At 63.1% G+C, this 12,149-nt stretch carries 11 protein-coding genes; 6 read left to right on the top strand and 5 right to left on the bottom strand.

The annotated features are described in order from the left end of the window. Window positions 1–30: 30 nt before the first annotated feature. A complete protein-coding gene (locus JVX98_RS26940) occupies window positions 31–1,305 on the bottom strand; it encodes an alpha/beta hydrolase (RefSeq protein WP_246765067.1) in 1,275 nt (424 codons plus the stop codon). A 340-nt stretch (window positions 1,306–1,645) separates the two neighbouring features. Here JVX98_RS26940 and JVX98_RS26945 point away from each other — a divergent pair, with 340 nt between their 5' ends. From JVX98_RS26945 to JVX98_RS26970, 6 genes are read left to right on the top strand one after another with little or no spacing between them, the layout of a single operon-like run. Beyond that, window positions 1,646–2,701 carry a dipeptidase gene (locus JVX98_RS26945; protein WP_043611724.1) on the top strand — a complete coding sequence of 352 codons (1,056 nt, stop codon included), beginning with the start codon at window positions 1,646–1,648 and terminating at the stop codon, window positions 2,699–2,701. A 48-nt stretch (window positions 2,702–2,749) separates the two neighbouring features. Continuing rightward, complete coding sequence (locus tag JVX98_RS26950) at window positions 2,750–4,390, top strand: ABC transporter substrate-binding protein (RefSeq protein ID WP_205238039.1); 1,641 nt, start codon at window positions 2,750–2,752, stop codon at window positions 4,388–4,390. Window positions 4,391–4,432: 42 nt separating this feature from the next. Then, complete coding sequence (locus JVX98_RS26955) at window positions 4,433–5,494, top strand: ABC transporter permease (protein ID WP_205238040.1); 1,062 nt, start codon at window positions 4,433–4,435, stop codon at window positions 5,492–5,494. Beyond that, window positions 5,491–6,423 carry an ABC transporter permease gene (locus JVX98_RS26960; protein WP_043611718.1) on the top strand — a complete coding sequence of 311 codons (933 nt, stop codon included), beginning with the start codon at window positions 5,491–5,493 and terminating at the stop codon, window positions 6,421–6,423. The genes JVX98_RS26955 and JVX98_RS26960 overlap by 4 nt, the downstream gene beginning before the upstream one ends. Next, complete coding sequence (locus JVX98_RS26965; protein ID WP_205238041.1) at window positions 6,420–7,253, top strand: ABC transporter ATP-binding protein; 834 nt, start codon at window positions 6,420–6,422, stop codon at window positions 7,251–7,253. The genes JVX98_RS26960 and JVX98_RS26965 overlap by 4 nt, the downstream gene beginning before the upstream one ends. Beyond that, window positions 7,250–8,017: an ABC transporter ATP-binding protein gene (locus tag JVX98_RS26970; protein WP_192447022.1), complete on the top strand. Its 768-nt coding sequence runs from the start codon at window positions 7,250–7,252 to the stop codon at window positions 8,015–8,017. Before JVX98_RS26965 ends, JVX98_RS26970 begins: the two co-directional genes overlap by 4 nt. Window positions 8,018–8,094: 77 nt before the next feature. On the opposite strand, the gene JVX98_RS26975 is transcribed toward JVX98_RS26970, so the two are convergent. The 4 genes from JVX98_RS26975 to rfbF form a co-directional block, all read right to left on the bottom strand. Then, a complete protein-coding gene (locus JVX98_RS26975) occupies window positions 8,095–8,832 on the bottom strand; it encodes a hypothetical protein (RefSeq protein ID WP_246764958.1) in 738 nt (245 codons plus the stop codon). A 191-nt stretch (window positions 8,833–9,023) separates the two neighbouring features. Continuing rightward, the gene (locus JVX98_RS26980; protein WP_205238042.1) at window positions 9,024–10,256 is read right to left on the bottom strand and encodes a class I SAM-dependent methyltransferase; all 1,233 of its coding nucleotides are present in this window, start codon (window positions 10,254–10,256) and stop codon (window positions 9,024–9,026) included. Between the two features lie 8 nt (window positions 10,257–10,264). Next, complete coding sequence (gene rfbG / locus JVX98_RS26985; RefSeq protein WP_205238043.1) at window positions 10,265–11,332, bottom strand: CDP-glucose 4,6-dehydratase; 1,068 nt, start codon at window positions 11,330–11,332, stop codon at window positions 10,265–10,267. After that, the gene (rfbF, locus tag JVX98_RS26990; protein ID WP_192447019.1) at window positions 11,329–12,096 is read right to left on the bottom strand and encodes a glucose-1-phosphate cytidylyltransferase; all 768 of its coding nucleotides are present in this window, start codon (window positions 12,094–12,096) and stop codon (window positions 11,329–11,331) included. The genes rfbG and rfbF overlap by 4 nt, the downstream gene beginning before the upstream one ends. Between the last annotated feature and the right edge of the window lie 53 nt (window positions 12,097–12,149).

Raw genomic sequence — 12,149 nt, forward strand, 5'->3', positions numbered from 1 at the left:
CTTTGCGCGTTCGTGTGAACGCGGGGTGCTCTAACGAGAGTGACGGTCGGGGGTGGTGCTCTTGGCAACTCCCCCGCTTTGCGGCCCTACCCAGGGCGTCACCGCCGAGCCGACGGTGTTTTCCATCGACTGGCCGAGCCGCCGCACCTGCGCGTCGTAGTTTCTGCGGGTGTTGGGGTCGAAAATCATGATCGGCGTCGAGACCGCAAGGCTTGCCGCACTGCCGACCGTCTGGGTGGCGCCGAGCGTGACGGCGCCAAGGCGCTCGCCGAGGCCGACATCGGAATCGGTTACGGTCTGGCCGGCGATCAGGCGGTTGCCGAGCAGCCGCACGACCTCAGGGCTTTCAGCGAACTTGCCGTGGTTCAGCTTGTCGCCGCCCTTGAGCGCGGTCAGGTCGATAACGCTGATGCCGGCCAGTTCCAGTTGCGTGCGGTAGGGCTCGGCGGTCGGATCGATCTGTCCGAGGCGATCGACATTGCCGGAAATGCGCCGCGACAGGTTCAGCGCCCGGTCGTCGCGCGACACGAACAGCGTGAACTTCGGCCGCTTTTCGCCCATGGAGCGGAGCTGTTGGCCGAAGACGTCGACGTCGAGATCGGGTGACGCGAGAATGACGTCGGTGATCTTGGGGGCGATGCGTCCGTCACGGATCGCCATCTGGCGCAGCGCCTCGACGGTTAGCCACGAGCCCATCGAGTGGGCCATGACGGTGATTTCGCCAACCGAGGGATTGCTCGCGGCGCGCTTGAGAAGTTCCTCCAGCGCGTCGCGCGAATAGTTGGTGCTTTCCTTGTCGTAATTGTAGTCGAAGATGCTGGCGCGCGAGGGCCAGGTGAAGATGACAGGCGCAACGTCGGTGCCGCTGTCATGCACGATCTGGGCAAAGCGGTAGACGGCGTCCTCGTAGCGGTTGTTAAAGCCGTGCACGAAGATCAGCACGCGCCGCGTCTTCGGCAGATTGCCCTTCAACCAACTCTGAACGTCGTTGCCCTCGTTGAGCGGGGTTACGCTGACGGTCGAGAAATCACGCTCCGGATTGGCCGGCAGCTTCTTCGGCCACTGCACCTGGCCGATTTCGCGGTTCTTCTCGGGCGGAATGGAGACAACGATTTCCGTTAGAGAAAGCTGTACCGACCGTTCGCCGCTGAAAAGCACGCCCGGCTCTGCGGTCGGCGCGCGTGTCGTCGCCACCATCAGGTCGACCTGCGAGGCGCCGCCCGTCGTGCCCGAAGGCACGAGCACACCAACCGGGCGGCCGGCGCACGCCGCAAGCGTTGCTGCCAGCAGAAGTGTTGCGGCGATGCGGCTCCAGTGCCTCTTCGAAGTAGAAAACGGACGCAGCAACCAACCCCCCAGTTCCGCATCATGCGGCGCAACCGGCCCGAAACATCCGGACCGGTTGTCTCCATGCATGAGAAACGGCCGATTTTCACCCCTCGACCGACCCCAAGCGCCTGTGAGGGCTGCGTTTGCCGGCGGCGATGCGGCAATCATGCAACATTTCGCTACAGGCAGGCCTGGGTAAAACCCCCTTATATTCATTGAAAAGGCATTGGGCTTTCACTAGCATCGTTTCGACTTTCCCCTGGACGTGACCCGAGCGGCCCGTCCGATCTCCCTGAAATGATAAGGAAATTCAGGAATGCAGGCGGTTTTCGATGGCCATAACGACGTGCTTCTGCGTCTGTGGCAGAACGCGCGGAAGGGCCAGGACCCGGTACGCGAATTCGTCGACGGCATCGACCAGGGCCATATCGATGCGCCGCGCGCCAAGGCGGGCGGCCTCGTCGGTGGCCTCTCGGCAATCTACGTGCCCTCGGGTGATCTCGTCCTGCAGCCGCCGAACGAGAGCGGTCACTACGAAACACCGCTTTCGGCACCGCTCGAACACCTGCCGTCGCTGGCGATCGCCATGGAGCTCGCCGATATCGCCGTGCGCCTCGACCGGGCCGGGGCGTGGAAGCTCTGCCGGTCGACCGCCGAAATCCGCGGGGCGGTCGAAGCCGGCGTCTTTGCCTCGGTCCTGCACATGGAAGGCTGCGAGGCGATCGGTGCCGATCTTTCCGCGCTTGAAACCTTCTATGCCGCGGGCCTGCGTTCGCTTGGGCCCGTCTGGAGCCGCCACAACGTCTTTGGCCATGGCGTGCCGTTCTCCTATCCGATGTCTCCGGACACGGCACCCGGGCTGACGGATGCGGGCTTCGAGCTCGTGCGCGCCTGCAACCGTCTGGGCATTCTGATCGATCTTGCACACATCACCGAAAAGGGCTTCTGGGACGTGGCGAAGACCACCGACCAGCCGCTGGTCGCCAGCCATTCCAATGCGCATGCGCTGACCCCGGTCGCGCGCAATCTCACCGACAAGCAGCTCGACGCCATCCGCGAAAGCAAGGGCCTCGTGGGGCTCAACTATGCGACGACGATGCTGCGCGCCGACGGACAGGAGAATGCCGCAACGCCGCTTTCCGACATGGTGCGCCATGTCGATTATCTCGTCGAACGCATGGGCGTCGAGTGTGTCGCACTCGGCTCGGACTTCGACGGGGCGACGATCCCCGAGGGGATCGCTGATGCGGCCGGCAGCCAGGCGCTCGTTGCAGCGCTCAGAAGCGCCGGATATGGTGATGCCGAACTGGCAAAGATATGCCGGGAGAACTGGTGGAGAGTTCTGGGGCAGGCTTGGCACGAGGCCGCCTGAACCCATGAAGAAGGGGCCCAAAAGGGCGCAAACGAGGGAACTGCAAACATGATGCACAAGCTCAATGGACGTCTTCGTCTTCTGACGGCTTCTGCGGCGCTGGCCATGGTGATGGCTGCAACCGCACCGGCCTTCGCGGAAACGCCGAAGGACACGCTGGTCGAAGCCTTTGCGATCGACGACGTCATTACCATGGATCCGGGCGAAGCCTTCGAGCTGACCGCGGCCGAAATCACCGGCAACACCTACAGCATGCTGGTGCGCCTCGACATCAACGACACGACCAAGGTCGTCGGCGACCTCGCCGACAGCTGGACCGTGTCCGACGACGGTCTGACCTATACGTTCAAGCTGAAGCCCGGCCTGAAGTTCGCTTCCGGCAACCCGGTAACCGCTGAAGACGTCGCCTGGTCGTTCGAGCGCGCCGTGAAGCTCGACAAGAGCCCGGCCTTCATCCTCACCCAGTTTGGCCTCACCGGCGACAATGTGACGGAAAAGGCCAAGGCAACGGACGAGCAGACCTTCGTCTTCACCGTCGATCAGGCCTATGCGCCGAGCTTCGTCTTGAACTGCCTGACGGCAACCGTGGGCGCTGTGCTCGATAAGAAGCTCGTTCTCGAAAACGTCAAGCCGGTCACGCCGACGGACGAATACAAGTACGACAACGACTTCGGCAACGAATGGCTGAAGACCGGCTATGCCGGTTCCGGCCCGTTCAAGCTGCGCGAATGGCGCGCCAACGAAGTCATCGTACTCGAGCGCAATGACAACTTCTATGGCGAACAGGCCAAGCTCGCCCGCGTCATCTATCGCCACATGAAAGAAAGCTCGGGCCAGCGCCTGGCGCTTGAAGCGGGCGATATCGACGTGGCGCGCAACCTCGAGCCGGGCGATTTCGACGCCATTTCAAAGAATGGCGACCTTGCCACGACGAACGCGCCGAAGGGCACGGTCTACTACATCAGCCTCAACCAGAAGAACGCGAACCTCGCCAAGCCCGAAGTGCGCGAAGCGTTCAAGTACTTGGTCGACTACGATGCCATCGGCTCGACGCTGATCAAGGGCATCGGCGAGATCCACCAGAGCTTCCTGCCGAAGGGCGTTCTGGGTGCGCTCGACGAGAACCCCTACAAGCTCGACGTCGCCAAGGCGAAGGAACTGCTGGCCAAGGCCGGTCTCGCTGACGGCTTCACCGTCACCATGGACGTTCGCAACGGCCAGCCGGTCACCGGCATTGCCGAGTCCTTCCAGCAGACCCTCGGCCAGGCCGGCGTGAAGCTCGAGATCATCCCGGGCGACGGCAAGCAGACGCTGACGAAGTATCGTGCCCGTAACCACGACATGTATATCGGTCAGTGGGGCATGGACTATTTCGACCCGAACTCGAACGCCGAAACCTTCACCAGCAACCCTGACAACTCCGACGAAGGCAAGAACAAGACCCTTGCCTGGCGCAATGCCTGGGACGTTCCGGAGCTGACGAAGAAGACCAAGGACGCTCTGCTCGAGCGCGACAGCGCCAAGCGCGCGGAGACCTACAAGGAACTGCAGAAGACGGTGCTGGGCGAAAGCCCGTTCGTCATCATCTTCCAGCAGACCGAAGTCGCCGGCTACCGCGGCAACGTCAAGGGCCTGAAGCTCGGTCCGAGCTTCGACACCAACTTCGTCGCCGGCATCACCAAAGAATAAGCCGTCTCGAAGGAATAAACCGAAAGGATCGTTCCCTTGAGCATGAGCGGAACAGGGACATTGGACGGGCGCAAACGCGCCCGTCCCGGTAAGATCGTGGCAGCGGTGCTGCGCTTTCTTGTCATTGTCGTCACCACCTATCTCGGCCTTCTGGCCGTCACCTTTTTCATCGGCCGGGTAATTCCGATCGACCCGGTTCTGGCCGTTCTCGGCGACCGGGCGCCGACGCATGTCGTCGAAAGGACGCGCGAGGCGATGGGGCTCAATCTGCCCCTCTACCAACAATTCTTCATCTATGTCCGCCAGGCGCTGACCGGTGACTTCGGCATTTCGGTGCTGACGACCAATCCGGTCATGACCGACATTCGTCGCGTCTTCCCGGCGACCATGGAACTCGCGACGCTCGGCACCCTCATCGGTGCCCTGTTCGGCGTTCCGCTCGGCGTGCTTGCGGCCGTCAAGCGCGGCAGCATCGCCGACCAGATCGTGCGCGTCATCGGCCTCGTCGGCTATTCCGTGCCGATCTTCTGGCTGGCGCTTCTGTCGTTGCTGGTGTTCTACGCGCGGCTGAAGTGGGTCGCCTATCCCGGCCGTATCGATATCGTGTTCGAATACACGTTCACGCCGATCACGGGCTTCTATCTGTTCGATGCGCTCTGGCAGCGGCAATGGGATGTGCTGTGGGACGTGTTCCGCCACATCATCCTGCCGGCCTCGCTGCTCGGCTATTTCTCGCTGGCCTATATCAGCCGCATGACGCGCAGCTTCATGCTCAACGAGTTGCAGCAGGAGTACATCGTCGCGGCGCGCGCCAAGGGCCTGTCGGAGACCCGGATCATCTGGGGTCATGCGCTCCGGAACGCGGCCGTGCCCCTCGTAACCGTGATTGCACTTTCCTACGCAGGCCTGCTCGAAGGCTCGGTCTTGACCGAAACCGTCTTCGCCTGGCCGGGCCTCGGTCTCTACATCACCAACTCGCTGCAGAATGCCGACATGAACGCCGTGCTTGGTGGCACCATCATCATCGGTTCGGTCTTCATCGGCATCAATCTCCTGTCCGATCTTCTCTACCGGACGCTCGACCCGAGGACGCGCCAGCGATGAGCACCGTTACTGAAACCCGTCCGATGACGCGTCGCGAATGGCTGCTGTCCGATCGCCCGCAGTCGCGCACCCAGGCGCGGCTCGGCCGCGCCTACATGACGTGGCAGCGCTTTGCCGCCAACAAGCTCGCCGTTCTCGGCTTGCTCATCCTGCTGGCGCTGGTCTTCGTTGCCGCCTTCGCCGATCTCCTGGCGCCGCATTCGCCCTATATCGGCGATCTCGCCAACGCCCGTCTGCTGCCGCCGGGAACTCCGGGCTATCTGCTCGGCACCGACGATCTCGGCCGCGATATTCTCTCGCGGCTGATCCACGGCTCGCGGCTGACGCTGGCCGTCGTGCTTCTCGTCGCGATCATCGCGGCACCTGTCGGGCTCATCGTCGGCGCGGTCGCCGGTTATGCCGGCGGCTGGGTCGATGCGGTGCTGATGCGAATCACCGATATCTTCCTCGCCTTCCCGAAGCTGGTTCTGGCGCTCGCCTTCGTTGCGGCCCTTGGTCCGGGCATCGAGAACGCCGTCATCGCGATTGCCATCACCTCCTGGCCGCCCTATGCGCGTATCGCCCGCGCCGAGACGCTGACGGTGCGCAACTCCGATTACATCGCCGCCGTGCAACTCATGGGCGCGTCGCCGATCCGCATCGTCTTCCGCCATGTGATGCCGATGTGCATGTCGTCGCTGATCGTGCGCGTCACGCTCGACATGGCCGGCATCATCCTGACGGCTGCGGGCTTGGGCTTCCTTGGCCTCGGCGCTCAACCGCCGTTGCCGGAATGGGGTGCGATGATCGCGTCTGGCCGCCGCTTCATCCTCGACCAGTGGTGGGTGGCAACGATGCCCGGCATCGCCATCCTGATCGTCAGCCTCGGCTTCAACCTGCTCGGTGACGGCCTGCGCGATGCGCTTGACCCGCGGGAGAGCGGCCAATGAGTGCGCTTCTGACCGTTGAAGACCTCAAGGTCTCGTTCCCGACCCGCACTGGCCTCGTCGAGGCTGTGCGTGGCGTCTCCTTCACGCTCGGCCGCGAACGCCTCGGCATCGTCGGCGAAAGCGGCTCCGGCAAGTCGCAGACCGGCCGGGCGATCATGGGGCTGACGCCGGGTCATGCGCAGGTGACGGCAAAGCAGTTGAACTTTGACGGCATCGACCTGCTCGCCGCATCACCGAAGGTTCGGAGGGATCTGAGAGGCAAGCGCATTGCCATGATCCTGCAGGACCCAAAGTACTCGCTGAACCCGGTGATGAGCATCGGCCGGCAGATCGTCGAGACACTGAGGCAGCACGAGAACGTCGGCCGCGGCGAAGCCCGGGAGAGGGCACTCGACATGCTGGCCGCGGTGCAGATCCGCGATCCGAAGCGTGTCTACGATCTCTATCCGCACGAGGTTTCGGGCGGCATGGGCCAGCGCGCGATGATCGCGATGATGCTTGTTGCCGGGCCGGAACTGCTGATCGCCGACGAGCCGACCTCGGCGCTCGACGTGACGGTGCAGCTCGAAGTGCTCGGCATCCTCGACAAGCTGGTGGCCGAGCGTGGCATGGGCCTGATCTTCGTGTCGCACGACCTGCGCCTGGTCTCGTCCTTCTGCGACCGGGTGATCGTCATGTATGCCGGCCGGATCGTCGAAGAATTGGCCGCATCCGAGCTTGCCAATGCCAAGCATCCCTATACCCAAGGTTTGCTGAACTGCATGCCGGCGATCGGATCCGATCGTCATCCGCTGCCGGTTCTCGACCGCAAGCCGGAGTGGGCCCAATGACCTCTGCCGTTTCCGTTTCGAACCTTTCCGTCACCTATGACGAGTTCAAGGCGCTGAACGACGTCAGCGTCGAGATCGCACCCGGCGAATCCTTCGGGCTGGTCGGCGAGTCCGGATCTGGCAAGTCGACCTTGCTTCGGGCGATCGCCGGTCTCGCGCCGGTGACGGGCGGCACCATTCGCGTGCATGATCGTGTCCTGCAGGGGGCAAAACGCGACAAGGCCTTCTACCGCGCCGTGCAGATGGTGTTTCAGGATCCTTACGGCTCGCTGCACCCGCGTCAGACGATCGACCGGCAATTGCTGGAACCGCTGGCGGTCCACGGCGTTGCCGACGGCGAGCGCCGCATCCTGAAGGCGCTGGACGAGGTCGGTCTCGGGTCGGGTTTCCGTTTCCGTTATCCGCACCAGCTTTCGGGCGGCCAGCGCCAGCGCGTTGCGATCGCTCGCGCGTTGATCCTCGAACCCTCGATCCTGCTGCTCGACGAGCCGACCTCGGCGCTCGACGCTTCGGTGCAGGCGGAAGTGTTGAACCTGCTCGAACAGGTCCGGCGCGACCATAAGCTGACCTTCATCATGGTCAGCCATGACCTCGGCGTCGTCACCCATATGTGTGACCGGCTGGCGGTGATGCAGGGTGGACGCGTGGTCGAGCGCCTGTCCTCAGCGGACCTCGTCGCCGGGCGTATCGGTGAGGACTATACGCGCAGCCTCATGGTCGCGAGCAAGGGCTTTCAGCGCAAGGACGCTGCCGCGACCGCGTGACGGTATGGATACAAGCGGGGCTATTGTCCCGCTTGTATCGCTTTGTTTCGAAGCACCCGGTGCCCGGGCCCGGCGCGTTAAGCGCTTTGCCGCCAAACCGAGGTCGAGTCGGTGATCACCTTCTGGATGCGGCGCTGCTCGCGCCATTCGCGGCCCATATCTTTGATGACCGGCTGCGACTCGGGCGAGAAGATATAGTTGCGGCGGCTGGCGACATAGGCCTCCATCGCCGGGTTGACGCCCGAATAGAACTGCTTCTCCGGATCGCGCGAGAGGTCCATCAGACCGGCGCATTGGCGCGCGAAGTCGCCGCGAAGGATCGACGGCGACGTCGTGAATTTCGGGAACGTGCGAAACAGCGGGATCTTGATCCCGAACAGATACGCGTATTCGTTGCGCCGGTGGAAATGGCCCTTGCGGCGGATATCCCAGTTCTGGTCTGCCGTATGGAACGAGACCTGGCTGATCGCCGGATCGGCGAACGGCGTCAGCAGTTCCTCACCCATGTCCCGCAGCGAGATCCAGTCGTCCTCCAGATGGAAGACGTAGTCGGCGCTGGTGGCCGACCAGAGCTTCGCGACGGCCGCGCAAAAGCCCGGGCTCTCGGGCTGGAAAACGGTTCCGTCGGGGAAATGGTTGCGGAAAATCTCGACGCAGGCGCGATGATCCTCTTCCGACCCGAAAACCGGATCGAGATTGAGATAGGCGCCGCGCAGGTCGAGCCTGGAAAAAATTTTGTCCCGGAAACTCGCCAGCGTTTGGGCAAGCAGGTCCGGGCGCCGGGTGGCGACAAGGCATAGGTCAATCGTGGACATAGCACCTCCTTGGGTGCATTTTTTTCAACCGTCAATACCCACGCCACCCCTGACGTTCACTTAGATCGTGCCGAATTTACGGCAAAGTCACCGAATTTACGGCAAAGCGACCTAAGGCGATCAATAAAGTCGATTTCGGGTGGCTCAACGCGGTCTGGTTGAGAACTGTCCACACGTCCCGGTGTCTAGATTTAGAAGACGCTCAGCTTCGGAATGGCGACGACGAAGCGGCCGCCCCAGTCGCGAATTGCCTCGTTGTCTGCGACGATTTCGGTCTTCAGGTTCCAGGGCAGGATGACGAGATAGTCCGGCTTCGCATCCTCGATCACCGTCGGCGCGTGCACTGGAATATGGGTGCCGGGCAGGAGCTTGCCCTGCTTCAGGTCGTTGCGATCGACGGCGAAGGCGATCTCGCTGGGCGACAGGCCGCAGACATTAAGGAAGGTGTTGCCTTTCGCCGCAGCGCCATAGGCGGCTACGGTTTTTCCCTCTGCCTTGGCGTTTGCCAGGAAGTTCTGAAAATCCTTGCAGACGGCGGCAATGCGGTCGTCGAATGCCGTGTAGGTCTCCATCCGCATCAGCCCGGCAAGCGCCTCGGTCGCCCGCAACCGCTCGAGCTCCAGGGTGGTCTCGCGTACGCCGGATCTCAGCTGCGCATAGACGCGCAGAGAGCCGCCATGGGTCGGCAGTTCCTCGACGTCGAAGACCTTGAGGCCGGAGCTTTCGAAGATACGCTCGACGGCCGCCAGGGACAGATAGGAATAGTGCTCGTGGTAGATCGTGTCGAACTGCACGCCTTCCATCAGACGCAGCAGATGCGGGAACTCGAACGTCGCAACGCCATCGGGCTTCAGCAGGATGGCGAAGCCGCCGACGAAGTCGGCGATATCGGGAACATGGGCGAGCACGTTGTTGGCCGCCGTGAGGTCGGCGCGAATGCCGCGCTTGACGAGTTCCGTTGCCGTCTCCCGTCCGAAGAAGGCGACCTCGGTCGGCACCTGCCGCTCCTCGGCCAGTCGCGCCGCATTGGCGGCCGGCTCGATGCCGAGCGCCGGGATGCCCTTGGCGACGAAATACTGCAGCAGATAGCCGTCATTCGAGGCGATCTCGACCACCTGCGAATTGTCGTTGAGCGCGAAGCGTTCGGTCATGCTCTCGGCATAGCGGCGCGCGTGTTCGAGCCAACTTGTCGAGAAGGAGGAGAGATAGGCGTAGCCGTCGGTGAAAATCTCGTCGGCCGGCACGTTTTCCGTCGTCTGCACCAGCAGGCACTCGGAGCAGACCATCGCCTTCAGCGGGAACGAGCGCTCGCGGGCGATGGCTTCCTGCGTCGGTTCGAGAAAGGAATTGGACCAGGGCGTCGAACCCAGGTCGGCAACGACGGTCTTGAGCGGTGTCGAGCAGAAACGGCAGTTGTGGGACATCGAAGTCGTTAGCCTCTCATGAATGCGTCGATTTGGCTGAGTGTCAGGTCACGGGCGTCGGCGCCGCGGCGCCAGCCGTCGTACCATTGCGCGGTCCAGGCGATCGCCTCGTCCTGGGATAGGCGTGTTGCCCATGGCAGCGTGCGTGCGGCGAGCGCCGGGTCGAGCCCGAGCGTCTTCATCTCGTGCGGCTGGTCCTCGGATGAGGTGTCGCGCCATTGTGCAGGCAAGCCCATTGCGGTCTGGATCGCGGCGGCAACGTCCCGAACCGGGATCTGTCGCTCGTCTGGAGCCGGGCCGAAATTCAGCGCGGCCACATCGGTCTCGCCGCCATGAAGCGCCTCGGCATAGACGAAGTATCCGTTGAGGCAGTCGAGAACGTGCTGCCAGGGCCGCGTCGCCATCGGGCTGCGAATATCCAGCGTCTCGCCCGAAAGGGCAGCGCGAACGATATCCGGAACCAGCCGGTCGGCGGAAAAATCGCCGCCGCCAAGCACGTTGCCGCCACGGGCGGTCGCCACCCTTATGCCGCGTTCACGCAGATAGGAATCCCGCCAGGTCGAAACGACCAGCTCGCAGGCGGCTTTCGAACCGGAATAGGGATCATGGCCGCCGAGCACGGCATCTTCCGGAAAGTGCCGGCCGCTTTCGTCGTTGCGGTAAACCTTGTCCGTGGTGACGACCAGAACGGTCTTGAGGGCAGGGGCCGCGCGTGCCGCTTCCAGCAGGCGCACCGTGCCCATGACGTTGATGTCGAAGGTTTCGACCGGCGTCCGGTAGCTCTCGCGAACCAAAGGCTGGGCTGCCATGTGAAGGACGATCTGCGGGTCGCAGGCGCGTACGGCAGATGCGAGCGTGTCGCCGTCGCGGATGTCAGAGAAATGTTCGTTCGTGGCCCTTTCAGATCCGAGCAGCGCGTGCAGCGAGGGACTGGTCGCCGGCGACAGACTGTAGCCGGTCACCTCTGCGCCCATCCGCGTCAGCCACAGGCGGGCCCAGCTTCCCTTGAAGCCGGAGTGACCCGTCAGCATTACCCGCTTTCCGGCCCAGAAGGACGGGTCTGCAAGTCTGCTCATGCCCAGACTTTCCAGGGCGCCGTTCCGCTCTGCCAGAGCTCTTCGAGCTGGTTCTTGTCGCGCAGCGTATCCATCGGCCGCCAGAAGCCGGTGTGCTCGAAGGCCATCAACTGGCCGTCTGCGGCGAGGCCTTCCAGAGGCCCCGCTTCGAACGGCGTCTGATCGCCTTCGATGCGATCGAGCACCGAGCGGTTGAGGACGAAGAAGCCGCCATTGATGTGACCGTTGTCGCCTGCCGGCTTTTCGATGAAGCTTCTGACCCGTCCGTCGCTGACGGCGAGCGCGCCATAGCGGCCGGGCGGAACCACGCTCGTGACCGTCGCTTGGCGGCCGTGATGGCGGTGGAATTCGGTCAGCGCCTTGATGTCGATGTCGGCAACGCCGTCACCATAGGTAAGGCAGAACGTATCGCCGAGATGGTCGGCCACGCGTTTCAGGCGTCCGCCGGTCATGGAGTCCGTTCCGGTGTCGACGAGCGTCACGCGCCAGGGCTCGGCCTTGTTCGAGTGGAACAGGGTTTCGCCCGTCGCCATGCAATAGGTGACGTCTGAGGAATGCAGCACGTAGTTGGCGAAATATTCCTTGATCATGTAGCCGCGATAGCCGAGGCAGATGACGAAATCCGAGAAGCCGTAGTGGCTGTAGATCTTCATGATGTGCCACAGGATCGGCCGTCCGCCGATTTCGATCATCGGTTTTGGCCGGAGATGGCTCTCCTCCGAGATCCGCGTGCCGTAGCCACCGGCGAGAATGACGATTTTCATGCGACCGCCCCGTATTTGCGCCGGCCACTCGGCATGGCGCATTGCAAAGTCCT

Source organism: Ensifer sp. PDNC004 (genome assembly GCF_016919405.1).
Classification (GTDB): domain Bacteria; phylum Pseudomonadota; class Alphaproteobacteria; order Rhizobiales; family Rhizobiaceae; genus Ensifer.